Raw genomic sequence first — 21,503 nt, 5'->3', positions numbered from 1 at the left:
CGCAAGCAGTACAACAGTAACAAACCCAATATTCACCTGGTATAAAGATGCTGCGCTAACCGATGTAGCATTTACCGGAGCAGAATTTAMTACWCCAKTATTAACWGCMACCAMWACTTAYTATGTRACWGTAAGMGGCGAYAACAGATGYGAMAAYACAGCWGCYACAGCTAAGRYTGTTACYGTAACGGTTAATCCACCRGCCACAGCAGCTGAYATTGYTGTAGCAGGAGCRGGCTCACCATTCTGTGCAGGCACAACTGCCACGCTTACAGCAAGCAGTACAACCGCTACTAATCCGGTGTTTACCTGGTACAGTGATGCAGCATTAACCAATGCAGTGTTTACCGGGGCAGAGTTTACTACTCCGGTGTTAACAGCAACTACAACTTACTATGTAACTGTTAGGGCTGCTAATAAATGCGAGAACACTGCCGCAACAGCAAAAGTGGTTACAATTACAGTTAATCCTTTACCAGAAACACCAGATGTTGCTAGTGCAGGAACAAGTATATGCAGCGGCGAATCAACTGTGTTAAAAGTAGCTAATGCTGAGGCAGGGATCTTGTACCAATGGTACAGTGAGTTAGCAGGAGGAACATTATTATTTACTGGTGAAGAATTTACCACACCAACCTTAACTACTAATACAGATTACTACGTATTGGCAGTAAGTGCTTCAGGTTGTGGAAATGCAACTGGTAGAACTAAAGTAACAGTAACTGTTTCACCAAAACCACAAACACCAATTGTAGTTTCAGCAGTTGTAGATGCCTGTATAGGAACTCCGGCTGTATTGAGTGTTTCAAGTCCTCAAACTAATGGAGTAACCTACAAATGGTATACTACTCCAATTGCTGGAACAGCTGTTGGTACAGGCACAAGCTTTACTACGCCTGCAATCACAACAACTACTACATATTATGTTGAAGCTTCAACAGCATCTTGTGTAAGTACGGGTCGTACAGCAGTTAAAGTAAACGCTTCACCAATTCCTACAGCGCCACCTGCAATATCAGGAGCTGAAGGGCCATTGTGTTCAGGTACAACTGCTACACTTTCAGTAACCAATCCAGATGCAGCGCTTACTTATAGCTGGTATACTGCAGCAACCGGAGGAACTTCAATTGCTCAGGGTGTAACATTTACTACACCGGCTCTAACAACAACTACAACTTATTATGTGGAAAGTAGCAATGCAACAGGATGCTCAAGTACAACACGCACATCAGTTGTGGTAACTGTACTAGGTAAACTTGAGGCACCAGTGGTTACTGTTAAAGAGAACAAAGCAACAGAAATAACATTCCAGTGGAATCCAATACCAGGAGCAACTGCTTACGAAGTTTCATTAGATAATGGACTAACATGGGTTGCACCTACAGGTGGAGCGACTGGAACTACTTATCTGGTAGCTGGTTTGAAACCTGATCAAAGTGTAACAATAAGAGTTAGGGCTAAAGGTCAGCTTGACTGTCAACTGAGTGACGCAACCAGCTTAACTGCTAAGAGCGATAATCCTCTAGGAAACACAATTTTTGTCCCTAATACATTTACACCAAATAATGATGGTAAAAATGATATTCTGTACGTGTACGGAAATACAATTGCAAAAATGAAGTTGCGTGTATACAATCAATGGGGACAATTTATTTACGAATCATTAAACATTCAAAATGGATGGGATGGAACGTATAAAGGTGATATACAGCCGAACGGTGTGTATGTGTATTTCCTGGAAGCGGAATTTAATGACGGGACTAAAACCACTAAAAAAGGCACAATAACCCTATTAAGATAAAAGATGTTTCCAGTTAATATTAATCATTTACCTAAAAACTCGAAAAACAAATTTGTTATGAAGAAACTAATAAAAATAATAGCACTAGGAGCATTTTTAAGTTTGGGAGCTGTAAGGGTGGTTGCACAGATTGATCCGCACTTCTCTCAATACTACGCTCACCCGCTATGGCTAAACCCAGCACTAACCGGGGTAACGGACGGTGAATACCGGGTTTCTTTGAATGCCAAACAACAGTGGGGAACTATTTCAAATTCATTTTTAACCGGGGGGGCGTCATTTGACATGGCCCCGGTTAAAAACTTAGCATTCGGTGCAATGGTTTTGAATCAGAATGCTGGAGATATTAGTTATAATCACCTAAGCGCTATGGTTTCAGGAGCTTATCGTATCCACTTTGGAAAGATCGGTTTAAACATGATAAACTTTGGTTTGCAGGCTGGTATTCTTAATAAAAGCTTTGATCCATCAAAGATCACCCTGGGTGCACAATTCAATCCAATAACGGGTTATGATCCCAATTTTGGAATAAACGAATCCTTTGCTTCATCTAACACATTAGTGCCAGATGTGAATGCAGGATTTATGTATTTCGATGGAAATCCAGGACAAAGAGTTAACGTGTTCGGAGGTGCAATGGCAGGGCATATTACCAGGCCAGTCGATAAGTTTTTAGGGAATAGCGTTCGTATGCCAATTAGATATGCAGCTCATGGAGGTGCTAGAATCAAAATGTCAGAAGTTCTTGATATTACACCAAATGGGTTATACATGAAACAGGGTAATGCACGCGAAATAGCAATCGGGGCTTATGCACAGTTTATGCTTAATCAGGAATCAGATTTGCTTTTCGGGTCTAATTATAGGGTTGATGATTCTGCGATAGCTTTCTTCGGGTTACACCTAAAAAATATGGTCTTTGGGGTAAGTTATGATTTTAACACTTCAAGTTTAAGTAGAGCTACACGTAATCAGGGAGGGTTAGAGTTATCCATTTCATTTACCAGTAGGAAGGGAATTACAGGCCCTAACTTCTTTTGTCCAAGATTATAAACTAACGCGATATGAACCTAGCATGATTCATCATGCGAGCTCCATCTGACCACCTAAACATAAATAAATCATTTACAGATGAAACTGCTTAAAACATTACTGATCCTGTGCTTATTCACAACTGCTGCAAATGCGCAATTTGTAACCAATAGTAAGAGAGTAGCGGATGTCTATTTTCAAAATAAAGAGTATTACGCAGCCGCAGAATATTATAAAAGATCACTGCAACTATCCTCCGCAGATAGTGCTGGGTTTGTAGTGCCTTATGGTTTTGCAAATAAGATTAAACAAGATAACCCTAAAAAGGAAGATTACGAATACAGCGTATTTCAATTGGCTGAATCGTTAAGGCTTTATAAAAACTTTACTGACGCAGAGAAATGGTATGCTTTGGCAAAGGAATTTAAGGATCCGAAATATGTACTTGCTACATTTTGGTATGCCGAATCACTGAGGGCAAATCAAAAATTTGAAGAAGCAGTTACGGCTTTCAATGAATTTGCCGGCAAGTATAAACTTAATGATGCGTATGCCGCAAAAACAAAATCTGAAATAGCTTCTTGCCAGTTTGCATTATTTGAATTGCGCTATCCGAGATTGTTTAAGTTAACCAAGCTTCAAAACGATATTAACCAGAAAGGATCAAACTATACACCGGTTATAAAAGACAGTAAATTTTACTTTACATCTTCCAGACCAGTAGGTGATGCAGGCAAAAAGGAAATCTTAACTGATCAAAGTAATGCGAAAGTGTCAAAAAAAGAGACCCCATATTTGAATGCAGTATATGAAACTCCAGGTAATCCTTTAACGGGAGGCATCACAATTAAAAAGGTAGCATTAAACAGTTTAAACAAAGAAGCAGCTGCTCCGGCTTTTCATCCAAACGGAAAGGCCATTTATATTACCAGCTGGACAGCTCAGGGCGACAAAAAGATCTACCAACTAGCTTCATCAGATAAAGGTTGGGGCGATCCAGTTGAGTTAGGAAGCCAGGTAAATGTAAAAGGATTTAATGCTATTCAGCCCTTTGTAACTAAAGATGGCAAATACTTAATCTTCTCGTCTAACAGACCTGGTGGACAAGGTAAGTATGATTTATGGTATTGCCCTTTGAGAACTGATGGGTCATTAGGACAAGCGATAAATTTAGGTAATAAGATAAACTCCCCTGAAGATGATCAGGCTCCCTACTATAATGCTCAAACCAATAAATTGCTTTTCAGTAGTAATGGCAGAATAGGGATGGGTGGATTTGATTTTTATGAAAGTGAGGGTGATTTCACTAATTGGTCAGACCCTCGCAATGTTGGTTATCCATTTAACTCATCAAAAGACGATATCTATTATACTCCTTCTGATAATTCAGATACCGAAGGCTATATTAGTTCAGACCGTGAATCTCTTTGCTGTCTGGAGGTTTTTAATGTAAAACGTGAATACCTTACCGTTAAAGGTATTGTATACGATTGTGATACAAAACAGCCCTTACAAGATGCCACTATTATACTTGTTGATTCATTGCAAACACTTAGAACAGTTACAAATCAAGCCGGAGAGTACACGTTCAAAGTAAATTCTAATCGTAAGCTAAAACTTACAGCAGAAAAAGATAAGTACTTCTCTAAAATTTTAAACTTCAGTTATGATGATTTAGCAAAAAAAGATACATTGTTTAGTCCTGATATTTGTTTAACTCCTTACGAAATTGACAAACCTATAGTACTTAAGGATGTGCTATATGAATTTGATAAAGCAACATTAACTGAAGATTCAAAAGGTAAGCTGGATCATTTATTTTCAATCATGGAGGATAACCCTAAGATTGAAATCGAGCTAAGTGCGCATACAGATAGCAAAGGTTCAGATGCTTATAATATGGACCTGTCAGTGAGAAGAGCGAAATCTTGCGTAGACTATTTAGTTTCAAAAGGAATACCGATTTCAAGAATGACAAGCAGAGGCTATGGTGAAACAAAACCAGTAGCTCCTAATGAACTACCTAATGGCAAAGATAATCCTGAAGGTCGTGCCCTTAACAGGAGAACTGAATTCAAGGTTACAAAGAAATAAAATACGAATACCCGTCTGTTAACAGGCCTTCAGAATTTTATTTTTGAAGGCCTGTTTTTTTAACCTTATCTGTAAATATTGGGGAAATGAATCCAGTTTGAGGAAGGTTTACCCCTCTTTACTTTTTCTGAATTGTAGCTTTTGTCGCACATAATCCTGATCCCTCGTTTTTCATCCTCAATCGTAAATCCCCTTCAATTAATAATAGAAGATACATTTATTTGTCGTTAGCCATAAAAAAGCAATTTTTTAAAGCACAATAACAAATCGGGTATGGTAATTGCCATGTAACCGACATATTAGCTGCTATGCAATACCTTGATTGCAAGTGCTATGGGATAAATTAAGTTTAATTGTTTTGCGAATTGTAAGTATGATTGGAATCAATGTAATTTCACCAAATGAATATCCTTGCCTGGAAAACTTAGAGCAATATAAAATTTTGCATACTAAGCCGGAGCCAGTGTTTGATAAACTAGTAGCAGTATCGGCAAAGATGTTAAATGTTCCTTTAGCGATGATCAATTTTGTAGACAACTATAAAGTCTGGGGTATGTCAGAACAATCAGAGTCTGCTGATCTGGATACCGATCAAGCTAACAATATATGTTCAATTGCAATACAGAATGATAGTCTTGTGAAATTTGAAACCATCACAAAAAAACCTGGGTTAATTTTAAATCCAATGATGCTTGGTGAACTTGGGATACAATTTTTTGCTTCGGCTGTTATCACGACTAAAGGAGGACTTAATGTGGGTTCAATTTGTATTGTAGATAGTCAACATAGAGACTTTAGTTCAACCGAACAGAAAAAATTGGATTGGATAGCCTCCATGGTAACTGCCGAAATGGACAAGCGAATAGCGGTGTATGAAGTGGCTTAATTCTTCCTATACAGCCCGGAATGATAATCATCTAAATCTGTCCAAATAGTTGGTCGGGTTTATGCAGAATATATAGATTTCCAAAATTGTATCTACACTACTTAGGGACGCACTGTCTTCGCTTCATTAGTCCGGTTAAAGGATGCTCAGATAAAAAATTTATGTCTTTGCCCTCCATGGTTTGTATTTTGTTTCCGCAATATTCACTACCATGTTTCAAGTCATCATCAGGTCCTATTAACACTGGGGAATTTACAAGATCCTTATAAGCAGAAAAATGGCATCAGTTACTTTGCTTTTGTCAGTTGTGATCTTCTCCCTGTAATTGTATCCCTTCAACAGGAATTGTGCCGAAGTTCCTCTAAATAGAAAGAGAGATAGAATGCGTGTAAATGGCAGGCCCGATCAAACGTTCATGTAACTCCTCGTAAATTTTCGTAAAGATGCTGTCTATGAAACCAATATTCGGTTAATTAAAGAAATTTGTCAGTGGTAAATAATCTATATAGACTTGAATCCATATAAGGAAATAGGCGTTTATAATCATGTTAATCATTTCAACCGGCACTGCTACGGCCTAAGAAGATGATCCCGACGTACCAATGATGCGAGTTCGGTTTACTGCCTGCGGCAGGAGCGGTCTATGATGTAAAAAGGATAAAACGCAGCTTAAACCATGATGCCTTCTTTTCTTAAGATGTAGTTGTAAATACCCTCAATAGGTTTTTGATATATCTTACCAACTTTTACCTGATTCTCAATACAAACCTCTCTTAAAATATCCTGATAGTAAAATGCAATAGAGCCTACAAAGTGAGTATCAAGGCTTTTATAATTAGGGTAATCCTTAATGTTGGAATCTACAAATTCCTGGAAACCCTCACGTAAAATATTAATAATAAAAGGATGATCAGGATGAGAAGCCATAAAACGACTTATCGAGGCCAGGTAGATATTTGGTGCTGGTTTTTGATAAAGATTGGTAATAACAGATTCCTTGTCAATTTGATAAGTATCGGCAAATTCAACAGCAAGATCAGCAGGCATCTGATGATATAGATAGCTTGTGATCAGTTTGCGACCAAAATAGGTGCCTGAGCCTTCATCACCAAGAGCATAACCCAAGCCATGTGCCCCGTTATGAACTTCTTTACCGTCGTAATAAGAAATATTAGAACCAGTACCCAAAATACAAGTCAGTCCTTTTTTATCACCACAAGTGGCGTATGCCGAACCAATTAAATCATGCTCAACTGACACATAAGCCTTGGTAAAGAAAGAAGAAATCCCGTTAGAGATCACCTCAATTTTATCAGGCGACGAGCAGCCTGCACCAAAGAAATAGATTTCTTTAACCTTATCAGCGTAAGGGGCAATTTCTTTCTTCTTTGAAAACAATTTGAAAATATCATGTGCATTTAAGAAATAAGGGTTTATTCCTTGCGTACTAAAGTTGATTTTTTCATTGGGGCTGTAACCCATCCAATCGGTCTTAGAAGAACCACTGTCTGCTACTAGAATCATGCGATAAAAATACTAATCTTATTGGATATTTAAAGTGCCACTTATCTCTTTTAAACTGATTTCTGTAAGTTTTGCCTGATATTGAGCATCTAAAAACCTGGTGATTGCGTTTATAGCGTTTCTTTGGGCCTCTCTAAGTTCCAGAGGGGCAATGCTTCCTAGCCTGTACTTTGCTAAAGTGATATCTAGATTTTGCTTGGCAATGTCAACATTTTTAGTCTCAACCTTTAACAAATCCAGGCTTGTTTTATAATTCTCGAAAGCAGTTAGCAGCTGGGCGTTAATAGTTTGCTTGGTTTTTTCAAGCTCCACTTCAGATGAATTGATCTGCACCTTAGCATTTCTTTCATTCTGACGCTGTAAAAAACCATTAAAGATATTCATGCTTGCCGTTAAGCCATAAGAGATACCCTGACCTCTAAATTTCTGGTTAAACCCAGTAGGGTTGGCGCTTCTCGAAAATGCATAACCACCATTTACACCAACTACCGGATAACGCTGTCCCTTTACCTCTTTTAAACTAAGTTCAGCCACCTTTTTATTAATAAAAGCATTCTGTAGATCAGGATTCAACTGTAACGTTTGCTCCTGCAACAGGGTATAATTCAGTTTGTAATCAATGTCCATATCCTCTTCCGCAGTAAATTTAGTATCAATAGCCCTGGCCATAACCTGATTAAGCGTAATCATTGATGTTTGCAAAAGGTTTTTTTGCTGTAAATAGGCAGATGTATCGGTATTGTAGTCAACCTGAGCAGCTAAAACATCAAGTTTCGAACCCTTACCCAGCTGCAGTTTGTTATCAGCAATGGTTAATCTAAATCTCGAAATATCCAATGCACTGTCATTGGCAACAACAAGCTGTTGCTGTTTTACCACTGCATAATATGAATTAATTACATCAGCAATTGTAGTTAATATAGCGGCTTTTGCATTTACCTCGCCCTGTTTTTGCAACTCCTTTAATTTATCATAAGTAGCAAACATCTTAAAGCCGTCAAAAATGGTCCAATCCAGCGCAACACCGTAGTTCATGCTTGTATTCCTAACACCATCGGCAACTCTCTCAGCACCAGTAGAAGTGGTTTGTACTGTATTTTGTCTACTCCCGTCCGTTGCAAAACTCCCTGTAACCCCAGGTAAAAAACCGGCATTGCCAATATTGGTGTTGTTCTTTGCAATCTGCAAATCATTGTTAACCAATTTTATGTCGTAATTATTTTGCAGAGCGATGGTAATTGCCTGTTGAAGCGTTAGTTTCTCCTGGGCAGCTGCATTTTGTACAAAGGCTGCAAGAAGTATGATCAAAATAAAATTAAGCTTTTTCATGTTTCTCTTTGTAAATGGCCACTTATACATTTTCCGTTTTCAACGCAGCTATTAAAGACTCTTTTAGTTCTGAATTTTCCTTGTGTTMTTTAGACCAGAACGAATAAATAGCAGGGATAACAAACAGCGTAAGAATCAGCGCGAATATAGTACCACCAACAATCACAATACCCATACCCATCCTGCTTTTTGCAGCGGCACCTAATGCCATTGCAATAGGAAGCGCACCAATGGCAATAGCCAAACTGGTCATCAAAATAGGTCTTAACCTCGATACTGAAGCCTCTCTGATTGCATCATGAACGCTCTTGCCCTTTTCTTTAAGCTGATTGGCAAATTCAACAATCAAAATACCATTCTTAGTTACCAGTCCGATCAGCATAATGGTGCCAATCTGGCTAAATATATTCCAGCTTTGGCCAAACAACCAGAGGGATAAAAATGCACCGGCTACAGCCATCGGTACCGTTAATATAATGATAATAGGGTCTTTAAAACTTTCGAACTGTGCTGCAAGAATGAGGTAAACCAACAATAACGCAAGGCCAAAGGCAAAAGAAGTATTAGATGAACTCTCTCTAAAATCTCTCGACTCACCGCCTAAATCTGTAGAAAACGTTTCGTCAAGTATTTTAGCCGATATCCTGTCCATTGCATCCAGACCTTCTCCAATACTTTTGCCCGGAGCCAACCCCGCCGAAACAGTTGCTGCGGTAAAGCGGTTATTTCGGAATAGCTGTGGCGGACTGCTCTCTTCTTTACTCGAAACCAGGTTGTCAATCTGAATCAACTCACCTTTATCGTTTCTAACATATACAGAACTAAGATCAAGTGGATCTTTCCTGTCGCCAACCTCAAACTGACCAATAACCTGATACTGCTTTCCGTTCATAAAGAAGTAAGAAAAGCGCTGACCGCTTAAGCCCAATTGTAAAGCAGAACCAATATCTGCAACAGAAACCCCCAGGTTTTTGGCCTTAGCCCTGTCAATAGTTAAGTCAATTTCGGGCTTATTAAACTTCAAATTCACATCAGAAGTTGTAAAAGTAGGATCCTTAGCCACCTCATCCATAAACAAAGGCACTTTTTCTCTTAGCTTTTCAAAATTCTGAGCCTGTATAATGTAATTGATAGGCAAACCACCCCTACGGCCAACCGAAATAGTAGGCTGTTGCGTTACAACCACTTTTCCTTCAGTATATTTTCTGGTAATCTTGGTTAAAGCATTAGTAATATCAGCCTGAGAACGTTGCCTTTCTCCCGGGTCACTTAAGCCCATTCTTACGAACCCGCTATTTGTAGATGCCGAACCACCAAAGCCCGGCGAGGTAACCGTAATAGCCACTTTCTTTTCAGGCACAGAATCCTGAACCATTTGGGAAACCTTACCCACAAAATCATCAGTATAGGCAAAAGAAGAGCCTTCAGGTAGAGTAAGGTTCATGTTAATCGCGCTTCTGTCGTCGTAAGGAGCGGTTTCTTTAGGCAATATCTTCCAAAACAAAACAATAAGACCCAAACAAACCAAAATAATAGGAATTGCCAACCACCTTCTGTCCAAAAACTTGTTTAGTTTTTCTTCGTACCAATCATTCATGGCCACAAAGTATGGCTCCGTCATGTCGTAGAATTTGGATTTTTTGTGCCCGCTTTTTTTCATCAGGTAAGCATTTAGCATCGGTGTTAAAGTAAGCGATACAAATGCCGATATGAGCACGGCGGCCCCAATTACCACCCCAAACTCCCTAAACAGCCGGCCTACAAAGCCCTGCAAAAATATAACCGGTAAAAACACTGCAGCTAAGGTTACTGAAATTGAAATAACAGCAAAAAAGATCTCGTTAGAACCTTTAATTGCGGCCTCAAAAGGGGAGTAGCCCTCTTCTACCTTTTTAAAGATATTTTCTGTAACCACAATACCATCATCAACCACCAAACCCGTTGCCAGTACAATTGCCAGCAGCGACAATACATTAATCGAGAACCCAAAAATGTACATGATAAAAAACGTAAACACCAGCGATACCGGAATATCTATCAGCGGCCTCATTGCAATTGCCCAATCCCTAAAGAATAGGTAAATGATCAGAATAACCAGAATCAGCGACAAGATAATCGTTTCCGCAACCTCAGTAACAGAGCTCTGGATAAACCTGGTTGTATCCAACGAAACATTAAGTTTTATATCCTGTGGAATATCTTTTTGCAGCTGCTCAAACCGCTTGTAAAACTCTTTAGAAATGTCAAGGTAGTTAGCTCCCGGCTGCGGAACCAAGCCAACAGCAACCATAGGCTTTCCAGATTCCCTTAAAACAGTTTCTTCGTTTTCAGAACCCAGAACCGCGTAGCCAACATCTTTTAACTGCACTACATTGTCCGAATCATTTTTCAGAATCAGGTTGTTAAATTCATCTTCGTCAGTTAATTTACCTAAGGTTTTTATCACCAGTTCCGTACTTGCACCCGTAATTTTACCAGATGGCAACTCTACGTTTTCCCTGTCTAACGCAGTAACAATATCTTGCGATGTTAAGCCATAGGCAGCCAGTTTATTAGGGTCTATACGAATACGCATGGCATATTTCCTTTGCCCCTGTATCTGTATACTACTAACCCCGGTTATGGTTTGCAGCCTATCAGAAATCACGTTTTCAGCGTAATCACTTAGCTGCATTACATTCCGCTTATCGCTTTGCACCGTCATCGTAATTACCGCATCAGAGTTAGCATCAGCCTTACTTACAACCGGATTGCCATCGATATCTTTAGGCAAACTTCTTGCCGCCTGCGAAACCTTATCGCGCACATCATTGGCTGCATCGTCTATATTTTTATCCAGATTAAACTCTATGGTAATATTACTACTACCCTGATTACTTGATGAAGAAATATTCCTGATCCCGTCAATCCCATTAATAGATTTTTCAAGCGGTTCAGTGATCTGCGATTCAATAATATCAGAGTTGGCACCCGGATAAGAAGTTCGCACAGAAACCACCGTAGGGTCAATATTAGGGAACTCCCTAACTCCTAAAAAGTTATAGCCGATAACCCCAAACAAAAGGATCATCAGGTTCATTACAATGGCCAAAACCGGCCTTTTTATACTCGTGGTTGAAATACTCATCCTGTCGCTCTTAGTTTTTAGTAACTGTTACATGTACCGGCGTCCCTGTTTTAAGAGCCATGGCACCTGTGGTTAAAACTGTATCTCCAACTTTTAGTCCCGAAGTAATCACGATAGCTTTTGCCGTACGCGTACCCGCCTCAACAGAAATCTGCTGTGCCTGTCCGCCCTTACTTACAAATACCGTTTTCCCATCAAGTACAGGAATTATAGCCTCATTAGGAATTAAAATAGCATCGTTTAAAGTGGTAAGCGCTAATTTAATCCTTGCAAAAGCACCCGGCAGCAACTCGTTATTCGGGTTAGCCGCCAATGCTTTAATCTGTAATGTTCTTGTTTGTGAATTTATTCCCGGTTCAATAGCAAATACCTTTCCGATGTAAGATTTTGCAGATCCATCTGTTCTAAATGAGATCTCAGAGTGTAATTTGATCTGGCCTACATACTTTTCAGGAACCGCGAAGTTTATTTTAATAGGATCTATGCTAAGCAGGTTTGCAATAACACTGGCAGGGGTAATATACTCTCCAACCGAAATAGAGCGCAACCCAATTTTCCCGCTAAAAGGGGCATATATAGATGTTTTTGCCAATTGTGCACGGACCAATTGCGTTTGCGATTTAAGCGACTGCAAATCTGCAAGCGAGGTATCATACTCTTCCTGACTAATTGCTCCCTTTTGCAAAAGCTGTTTTGCCCGGGCTTCGTTAGTAGCCGATAATCGTTCTTTAGTAAGTGCGTCTTGTAACTGAGCCTGTATATCCCTGTCGTTAATTTTTACCAGCAGCGTACCTTTACTTACGTTAGTACCTTCCTTAAAATTAATTGCGGTAACCAATCCAGATACCTCACTTTTTAAAGTAACAGCCTCGTTGGCCTCAACAGCCCCTGTTATTTCAAGATCATTGTTAAAAGCAGCAGCATTTACTACTACGCCATTCACATTCATTGTTGGCGCGCCGCCTTTGGCTCCCTTGCCTCCGCCTTTTCCGCCACCTGAATTTTCGATCGCCTTATTGGCCGAAATCCTGTAATAAATAAAATAAAGAAACCCTAAAACAATTAGGGCATAAACGATATACTTGAGCTTCATATTGGCTGTGTTGACTTTGTTAGCGTACAAAAATATTCAAATATGGCGCCTCACAAGGCTTGTATTAAGGATGTTACAGCTCCATTAACGTAATATTTTACTTACGAGCATATTAAACGGTAGGTAAAATATACACTATTTTAAGCACTTTTATCTAAGTTTGGCACAGCAAAAACAACTAACTTATATTAATAAAGAATTTTTGATGAAAACATCATTAGCAGGATTAATCGTATTACTATCAATAAGTATGACAGCTAAGTCGCAGGTAAAGATTGGGTTCGAGGTAAATTTCACTGAACCACAGGCACATTACGTTGAAATGGAAATGAACATTTCAGGATTAACTAAGGATTATGTAGACGTTAAAATGCCTGTATGGGCACCAGGATCATACTTGGTTCGCGAATTTGCAAAAAATGTAGAGGGCTTTTCGGCTACTGCAAACGATAAGCCTGTTAAGTTCGAGAAAGTAAGAAAAAACGCCTGGAGAATTTATTCCGCTAAAGCAAAAAACATAAAAATCAAATACCGCGTGTATGCTTTTGAAGTATCTGTACGTACCTCTTTTGTTGATGAAAGTCATGCTTTTTTATCAAGCACCGGAATATTTATTTATCCTGATGGCATGCTAAACTTACCAAGCACTGTTAAAGTGAACCCGTTTAAAGGTTGGGAAAAGGTATCTACAGGCTTAGAGCCGGTAAGCGGAAAACCGTTTACTTATACGGCATCGAACTTCGATCTTTTGTTCGATAGCCCTATTGAAGTAGGTAACCAGGATGTTTTTGAATTCACTGCATCTGGTGTTAAACATGAAGTGGCTATGTATGGAGGTGGTAATTACGACAAGGAAAAGCTACAGGTTGATATGGCTAAGGTTGTTGAGCAGGGAACCGCTATTTATGGCGAGAACCCGAATAAACACTATACTTTTATAGTACACAACCGCTCCGTTGGAGGTGGTGGTCTGGAGCATTTAAATTCTACCGTACTTGGCGCATCCAGAGATAAATATGCTGATCCAAAAGGATATAAAGATTTTTTAAATCTTGTTGCACACGAGTATTATCACCTTTGGAACGTAAAACGCTTACGTCCGGTAGCCCTGGGTCCATTTGACTACGATAATGAAAATTACACTACAAACCTTTGGGTTGCCGAAGGTTTTACATCGTACTATGAGAATAAACTAACGCATCGTGCTGGCTTTTTTACTGTTGATGAGACCGCACAGGCGCTAGCAACAGCTATTGCCAATGTGGTAAACACACCGGGCGCAAAAGTTCAGTCGGCCGCCGAAGCGAGTTACGATGCATGGATTAAAGCATATCGTCCTAATGAAAACTCTAACAACGCCACCATTTCTTATTACAGTAAAGGTGAGGTTGTTGGTATGCTTATGGACATTGAAATTGCCCATGCTACTAAAGGAGCCAAGAGTTTGGATGATGTAATGAAAAGCATGTACCATGAGTACTATAAAAAATTAGGCAGAGGTTATACTGATGCTGAATTTAAGGCTATGGTAGAGAAAATTAGCGGCATCAGCTTTACTGATTTCTGGGCCAGATATGTAAATGGAACGGATGCTATTGAGTACAAAAAATACTTTGGCTATGCGGGTATTAGTGTTGTAGACGAAAATGAAGGTAAAATTATTCCGTATTTAGGTGTGGCATCTAAAAAGGTGGAGGGTGATATTATTGTATCGGCTGTTTCGCGTAATTCTGCTGCCTGGGATGGTGGCTTAAATGTGAATGATCAGATTGTAACTGTTGATGGCGTGCCTGTTGAGGTTGCTATTGAGAAAATGCCGGTAGTTACCAGTAAAAATGTTGGCGATGTGATTACCGTTACTATTAGAAGAGATGGTTTGGTAAGGGATATTAAACTTACCTTAAAGGCTAATCCGAATGTTAAATTGATAACTACGGTTAATGAGAATCCAAGCGAAGGAGAAAAGGCTGTAAGAAATCGTTGGCTTTTGGGAAAGAAAGGTTAAAAAACACTTACTATTCAGCGTCTGGAATAAATGCGCTGAAAAAGCGCAATGATTCCTAGACCTCTTCTTAGCAAGCATTTTTTAAGGGAATTGGGCGCATAATATGGAGCACATCCCCGTCCTCGACGACAGGAGAGATCTCTTGATTATGTGAATCGTTTCGTCGCTACTTCTTGGTCGAGAGACTCCTGTTTAATTACATATAAAAGCAAGGGCTGCGAATTCATATTCGCAGCCCTTGCTTTTATATGTAATTGCTTAATAGTGTACTAGTTAAAAAAAGTTAAATGATCTTTGTCATTTAAGTAAATGTTTATCTTGTGGATTATTAACCAATTATAACCAGAAATTATGCGCTCATTCTCTTGTTATCTTATAATGATCTTTTATTTGTTTGCTATGTGTCTAACTGCATTTGGCCAGAGCAAAGACCGTTCAATACCTTCAACAAAGCTGTCTATTGAAGCGCAAAAGAACATCACGATAACAGGCAATATTAAGCAGTTTGCTAAAAACGAAGGTTTAGCAGATCAATATGCATTTCAATACATAGATCTGATTACAGGCAAGGATGTCATTATACCAATTAGCAAAGATAGCATGGGGAATTACAGTGTTACTTTCCCTGTTAATGGTTATCAGGAAATACAGCTCACTCAAGGAGTTAAGTCTGGAGATGATATCCGCTTCGGTTTGTATTTCACGGGGCGTTTTTTTGCAAAGCCGGGAGATGTGATGGACTTCGATTTTAAGCGATTAGAGGATTATACATCTAAGCAAACGTTTAAAGGGAACATGGCTAATGCCAATAACCAGCAAGACGAATATTATAATTCATTGAGAGAAGCACAAGGTTCAACTGATCTCTTTTCTTTTGATTCCCTGGATTCCTTAAAGCCAGGCGGTTATATTCAATTTAAACAATCATTAACGGCACAATTGAAAAAAGTACTTGACTTTAACGCTAAATATTTCAGTGCTCTTAATGCCGATCCATTCCTGAAAGCACAATCGGATCTTGAATCAAAATATTTTGTAGCTAGCCATCTATTGATGGCATTACTTAAGACAAAAGAAAAAGACCCAAACCTATTACAATTTCTCGATTCAATAGGAGCTCCATTAAACAATCAGAAAGCTTTCGGAAACTTTAGGTATAAGAGTTTTTTAAATAGTTATTATCAATTTTTGGAAAGGGAAACATTTGCATCTGGTAAGGAGGTCACTATTCTGTTTACAGATTTGGTCAGGTACCTCCTAAAAGAACATATTGAGTTTTCGGAGGATGAAAAAGCACTTTGCCGGAAAATCCTTGATACAGTGAACAAGGCCTCAGAGGCAGATAGACAGTATTTTATAAACACATATTCAACCAGATTTGACCAGGAATACCTGATGACATTTAAAACAAAGGCGACTTTTGATCAGATAGCATCTAATAAAAATCGTTTTGTAAAGGATGTATTTCTGACAAGATTTCTGAGGGAAAGATTGGATAAGAATCAATTAGTAAATATCAACTCATTAATCTCCAATTATAAATCAATAGTTAGTGACAATCCGGTGAAGAAGCTGTTTTTAAAGGATTATCAACTGGCGTATGACAGGCTTTATAAAAGCAAGCTCTCTGCTAAGTCTGTTTTAAATGATGCCAAAAAGCTGCCCCCTGATGCGCTGGTTAAAACGATTCTTGAGAAATATAAGGGAAAAGTAGTTTACCTGGATGTTTGGGCAACCTGGTGTGTTCCCTGTCTTTCAGAAATGGCCAATTCGAAAAAACTCCGCAATCAGTTCATCGATAAAGACGTTATTTTCTTGTATTTATGCATCAGCTCACCAACTGAAAGCACGTGGCAAAATTTGATTGCCGGTCATAACATAGAAGGAGAGCATTATTTCCTGAATAATGCACAAAGCGCCGAATTGGGTAGAGAGTTCAATATTAGTTTCATTCCCAGGTATTTGATTATCGATAAAGAGGGGAAGGTTGCTAATGCTGAAGGCCCCTCTAGTGCTAAAACGGTAGCGGAAATTGGGGCGCTGTTACTTAAATAGAATGAGGTATATATAAAACAAGGGCTGCGAATTCATATTCGCAGCCCTTGCTGTTTTTCAATAAGGAAGATGTGTAGTTTTATCTAGAACGCGTAACGTAATGAAATGCCGAAACGCGCTGCGGTAAATTCTGTTCCTTGATTAAGGGTAAACATTGGGCGCCAGTCAAATGCAAAGTCAATTGGTGCATTTGGGATTTTAAAATCTAAACCAGCGGTAGGTCTAAGTTGAACTGCAGTTGAGTGTTTTCCAAACAAGAAATTCGGACCAACACCTAAGTACCAGTCTAATCCTCTTGCACCTGCAATTGGAGCCTGATATTGAAATTCTGCACCTAAACCAACAACGTTTCCGTCAAAAAAGATAAGGTTGGCATCAACTGCACCGTTTCTAGAGAAGAAGTGTTTTACATTAAAACCAACACCGGTTGAACCGTCGCCAGCGTCAATACGCATACCTAGTGCAGTTTTATAACTTTGAGCATTAGCCACATTTGATGTTAATGCTAGCAATGCAGTGCAACAAAATAGAGTAAAGATTAATTTTTTCATAATGTCTGTTTTTAACTTTTTATTAGATGAAAGCATCATAACAACTATTGTGCCACGGCATGACATTCAGATTATAAATACTGGTTTTCAGTKAGGTTGTTTTATAAAAAGAGCAAATTGCCCTTATCATACGGAGATTTAAATGTAGGACTGATGGCATTGCTATACGATAACTACAGTCTTTTCTACTTTGATTTGCCGGCGATGTTTAGCTCAGGAAAAGAAAATTTGGAGAAATCTATCAGATGATCTTGAATGATTTATATCATACTCCGACATCGCGAACGAGCAGAGAGATAACAGTGCGGTCTGAATTGGGAAGAATGTTGAGAGCTGCTCTAATCATGAATTGTTCTTTATCCGCCTCCTAAAAATGACCCAAATCACACTGCAATTGTAAAATAATATTGATTATTTTTAGTTAAGTTTGGAAAACAAGGGGCGTAGAGGGAGAATATATGGGCATATCCTTTGTGAACCAAATTCCTATAATATAAATATTAAGCGAAGTACCATGGCTGTAACGATAACAAGAGTATTCGACTTGCTTCAATACAATTTAGAGAAATTTCCAAAGGAAGAATTTGTTAGTGGTAAAATAAACGGAAAGTGGGTAAAATACAGTACCCAAAAGTTTTGTGAGACTGTGGATGCATTGAGCCGCGGATTAATTGGTATCGGGTTGGGAAAAGAATCCAGAGTGGCAGTGATTTCGCCAAACAGACCTGAGTGGAACATCACCGATTTCGCTATTATGCAAATAGGCGCCTATCAGATACCACTTTACCCAACGCTTGCAGAACACGATATCAAATTTATTCTTGAAAATGCAGCCGTTACGGTTGTGTTTGCAGCCGATGAAGCCCTTTATAAAAAATTAAAAAACGTATGTGCAGAACTGGCTACTGATATAAAAGTATATACGTTTAATGACGTGCCGGGTGCCAATAATTGGTCTGCATTGTTAGATGATGGTGCAAAACAAACTCATAATCTTGATGAGTATCGAAATCAAATAAAACCAGAAGATATTTTAACTCTTATTTATACTTCGGGAACAACCGGAACGCCCAAAGGAGTGATGCTTACGCACGATAACCTGGTTAAAAATTTCGAGAACTCCGCGGTGCTTTTGCCAGAAGGAATTACAACGGGTTTGAGCTTCCTGCCCCTGTCTCATATTTTTGAGCGAATGGTTGTTTACCTGTACATGTATACCAACACATCTGTTTATTATGCCGAGAGTATGGATACCATTGTGGCCGATATTCAGTTTGTAAAACCTACGGTTTTCTCTACCGTTCCAAGATTATTGGAAAAGGTATACGAAAAGATCATGGAAAAGGGTAAAGCGCTTACCGGTATTAAAAGGGGAATCTTCTTTTGGTCGGTAGCCCTGGCAGAGAAGTATGAAATTGAAAGCGGTTGGTTCTATAATTTTAAATTAAGCATTGCCAGAAAACTCGTATTTAAAAAATGGCAGGAAGCCTTGGGGGGCAACATTATCGTTATTGTTTCGGGCGGTGCGGCATTAAATCCGCGATTGGCAAGAATCTTTTGGGCTGCGGATATGCCAGTATTTGAAGGTTACGGATTAACGGAAACATCACCGGTAATTACAGTAAACCACTTTGGTAATACCATGTTTGGTACTGTGGGGCCCGCAATTAAAGGGGTAGAAGTAAAGATTGCCGAAGACGGAGAAGTTTTGGCGCGTGGCCACGACATTATGAAAGGCTATTATATGCGCGATGACCTGACTGCCGAAACTATAGATAAAGATGGTTGGTTCCATACCGGAGATATTGGCGAGCTTGTGGGTGGCAAGTTTTTGAAAATCACAGACCGTAAAAAAGAGATATTTAAAACTGCAGGCGGCAAGTATGTGGCACCTCAAATGATAGAAAATAAATTTAAGGAAACACCTTTGGTGGAGCAGGTGATGGTATTGGGCGAAAATCGTAAGTTTCCATCTGCCTTAATTGTTCCTAATTTTGTGGCGTTAAAGGCCTGGGCAGCGAAAAAGGGAATTGGCTATACCACCGATGCTGAAATGGCAAAGGATCCGAACGTAGTAGAAAAGTTCCAGCAAATTGTAGAGCTGTCTGGTAAAGAATTTGGTAAGTGGGAGCAGGTTAAGCGCTTCGCCTTGCTGGCAAAACAATGGAGTATTGATGGTGGTGAGCTTACTCCTAAGCTTAGTTTGAAAAGGAAAGTTATTCTGGAAAAGAATAAAGATATTATAGAAAAAATTTATGCCGACGCAGAGAATTACAAAGAAGAGAAACACGCATAGGAACATTGTATTAGCTTTAATTACAGGGTTAATGCTATCTGGGTGTGTTGGAGGACAGCTTGGAAAGCATAACAGCAACGAGTATAGAAACGGAATGGTGGTTTCTGCAAGTCCGCTTGCCTCTAAGGTTGGCCTGGGTATTTTAAAAAAAGGTGGTAACGCGGTTGATGCTGCGGTTGCCGTACAGTTTGCCCTGGCAGTAGTTTATCCGAATGCCGGTAATCTTGGTGGCGGGGGTTTTATGGTTTATCGCGCTGCTTCTGGAGAAACCAATAGTTTAGATTTTAGAGAAAAAGCAGCGGCATTGTCATCAAGAGACATGTATTTGGATTCTGCCGGTAATGCCATTACCGATAAAAGTTTATACGGCCACCTGGCTGCCGGTGTTCCCGGCTCTGTAGCCGGAATGGTCGAAGCACATCAAAAATATGGTAAACTGAAATGGGCTGATTTAATTGAGCCATCTATAGAATTGGCAAGAAACGGTTTTAAAGTAAGTGCCAGACAAGCCAGAGAGCTTAACGGATTAAAGGAAACGTTTACCGAGTTCAATCCAGATGGTACCGCATTTTTGAAAGCAGGCGATTGGACAGAAGGTGATGTTTTACAGCAGCAAGAGCTGGCCAATACTTTGGAGCAGATTAGAGATCATGGTCGCGCCGGGTTTTATGAAGGTGCTGTTGCCGATAGTTTAATAGCCGAAATGCAACGCGGACAAGGCATTATCTCTAAAGAAGACCTTAAAAACTACAAGGCAGTTTGGCGTAAGCCCACCATAGGTAACTACAAAGAATATAAAATTATTACAATGCCTCCGCCATCAAGTGGTGGCATTGCTTTGTTGCAGTTGCTTAAATCGGTAGAGACTTATCCTTTAAAAAGATGGGGTTTAAATGCTGATTCCACAGTTCAATTGGTGGTTGAGGCCGAACGCAGGGTATATGCCGATAGGGCTGCCTATCTTGGAGATCCTGATTTTTTTAAAGTGCCGGAACAGCAGCTTTTAGATAATGCTTACATCAAAAACAGGATGAGCAATTTTAGCTGGAACAAGGCTACCCCAAGTGCACAAGTTAAAGAAGGGAATTTAAATGGCAGGGAGCATGAGGAAACCACACACTTCTCTATTGTAGACAGGGATGGAAATGCGGTATCTATAACTACCACATTAAACGGGTCGTATGGTGCGGCTGTAGTTGTAAAAGGAGCGGGTTTCTTGTTGAACAACGAAATGGACGATTTCTCCGTAAAGCCCGGAACACCTAATATGTATGGGTTAGTTGGTGGCGAAGCCAATGCCATTGCACCAGGCAAGCGGATGCTAAGCTCTATGACCCCAACTATTATCGAAAAAGATGGTAAACTATTTATGGTTGTAGGCACACCTGGTGGTTCTACTATTATTACTTCGGTTTTTCAAACGATATTAAATGTAATAGAGTTTGATAAAAGTATGCAACAGGCGGTATCGGCTAAAAAGTTTCATCACCAATGGTTGCCCGATGAGGTTTATACTGAAGAAAACACACTCGATAGTTTAACTATGTTAAAACTTAAGGCTAAAGGGTATAATATTATCCCTCGCGGCTCAATTGGCAGAGTGGATGCGATATTGAAAACCAAGTGGGGATATTATCAGGGTGGTGCCGACCCCCGCGGCGATGACAGCATTGCAGCATGGTAGTTTTGTATAGTATATAGCACAGTGGC

Annotated in this window: 13 protein-coding genes; 8 read left to right on the top strand and 5 right to left on the bottom strand. The window is 39.5% G+C overall.

Translation table 11 applies throughout. The features are described 5' to 3' along the window. The first annotated feature begins 28 nt into the window (after positions 1-28). From AC1DDK_RS24395 to AC1DDK_RS24380, 4 genes are all read left to right on the top strand, one after another. Positions 29-1,801 (top strand): Ig-like domain-containing protein, encoded by a 1,773-nt coding sequence (locus AC1DDK_RS24395; protein WP_477634127.1) that lies wholly within the window; start codon positions 29-31, stop codon positions 1,799-1,801. Positions 1,802-1,858: 57 nt separating this feature from the next. After that, on the top strand, positions 1,859-2,854 hold the full coding sequence (locus tag AC1DDK_RS24390) for a PorP/SprF family type IX secretion system membrane protein (protein ID WP_172660448.1): 996 nt from the start codon (positions 1,859-1,861) through the stop codon (positions 2,852-2,854). Positions 2,855-2,932: 78 nt separating this feature from the next. Continuing rightward, positions 2,933-4,927, top strand: coding sequence for an OmpA family protein (locus tag AC1DDK_RS24385; protein ID WP_288883729.1), 1,995 nt, complete (start codon positions 2,933-2,935; stop codon positions 4,925-4,927). A 373-nt stretch (positions 4,928-5,300) separates the two neighbouring features. After that, on the top strand, positions 5,301-5,813 hold the full coding sequence (locus AC1DDK_RS24380) for a GAF domain-containing protein (protein ID WP_288883728.1): 513 nt from the start codon (positions 5,301-5,303) through the stop codon (positions 5,811-5,813). Positions 5,814-6,482: 669 nt separating this feature from the next. Here AC1DDK_RS24380 and AC1DDK_RS24375 read toward each other — a convergent pair. From AC1DDK_RS24375 to AC1DDK_RS24360, 4 genes are read right to left on the bottom strand one after another with little or no spacing between them, the layout of a single operon-like run. After that, positions 6,483-7,337, bottom strand: a complete 855-nt coding sequence (locus AC1DDK_RS24375) for an N-acetylglucosamine kinase (RefSeq protein WP_172660451.1) — start codon at positions 7,335-7,337, stop codon at positions 6,483-6,485. 18 nt (positions 7,338-7,355) lie between these two features. Next, positions 7,356-8,666 carry a TolC family protein gene (locus AC1DDK_RS24370; RefSeq protein WP_172660452.1) on the bottom strand — a complete coding sequence of 437 codons (1,311 nt, stop codon included), beginning with the start codon at positions 8,664-8,666 and terminating at the stop codon, positions 7,356-7,358. Positions 8,667-8,688: 22 nt separating this feature from the next. Next, a complete protein-coding gene (locus tag AC1DDK_RS24365) occupies positions 8,689-11,793 on the bottom strand; it encodes an efflux RND transporter permease subunit (protein WP_477634125.1) in 3,105 nt (1,034 codons plus the stop codon). Positions 11,794-11,803: 10 nt separating this feature from the next. Next, positions 11,804-12,886: an efflux RND transporter periplasmic adaptor subunit gene (locus tag AC1DDK_RS24360; RefSeq protein ID WP_172660454.1), complete on the bottom strand. Its 1,083-nt coding sequence runs from the start codon at positions 12,884-12,886 to the stop codon at positions 11,804-11,806. 205 nt (positions 12,887-13,091) lie between these two features. On the opposite strand from AC1DDK_RS24360, the gene AC1DDK_RS24355 reads away from it, so the two are divergent. Further along, positions 13,092-14,891 carry a M61 family metallopeptidase gene (locus AC1DDK_RS24355; RefSeq protein WP_337718258.1) on the top strand — a complete coding sequence of 600 codons (1,800 nt, stop codon included), beginning with the start codon at positions 13,092-13,094 and terminating at the stop codon, positions 14,889-14,891. A 399-nt stretch (positions 14,892-15,290) separates the two neighbouring features. Beyond that, positions 15,291-16,946 (top strand): TlpA family protein disulfide reductase, encoded by a 1,656-nt coding sequence (locus AC1DDK_RS24350; protein WP_337718256.1) that lies wholly within the window; start codon positions 15,291-15,293, stop codon positions 16,944-16,946. A gap of 83 nt (positions 16,947-17,029) precedes the next feature. Here the strand turns inward: AC1DDK_RS24350 and AC1DDK_RS24345 are convergent, their stop codons facing one another. Beyond that, on the bottom strand, positions 17,030-17,497 hold the full coding sequence (locus tag AC1DDK_RS24345) for a hypothetical protein (RefSeq protein ID WP_099439747.1): 468 nt from the start codon (positions 17,495-17,497) through the stop codon (positions 17,030-17,032). Between the two features lie 514 nt (positions 17,498-18,011). Here AC1DDK_RS24345 and AC1DDK_RS24340 point away from each other — a divergent pair. Both AC1DDK_RS24340 and ggt read left to right on the top strand, forming a co-directional pair. After that, positions 18,012-19,793, top strand: coding sequence for an AMP-dependent synthetase/ligase (locus AC1DDK_RS24340; RefSeq protein ID WP_337718254.1), 1,782 nt, complete (start codon positions 18,012-18,014; stop codon positions 19,791-19,793). Further along, the gene (gene ggt / locus AC1DDK_RS24335) at positions 19,753-21,477 is read left to right on the top strand and encodes a gamma-glutamyltransferase (protein WP_337718253.1); all 1,725 of its coding nucleotides are present in this window, start codon (positions 19,753-19,755) and stop codon (positions 21,475-21,477) included. Before AC1DDK_RS24340 ends, ggt begins: the two co-directional genes overlap by 41 nt. The last annotated feature ends 26 nt before the right edge of the window (positions 21,478-21,503 follow it).

It is taken from the genome of Pedobacter sp. 05T44 (assembly GCF_056395985.1).
Note: the sequence above shows the minus strand (reverse complement) of the source record. Positions and strands in the feature narration are given on the sequence as shown.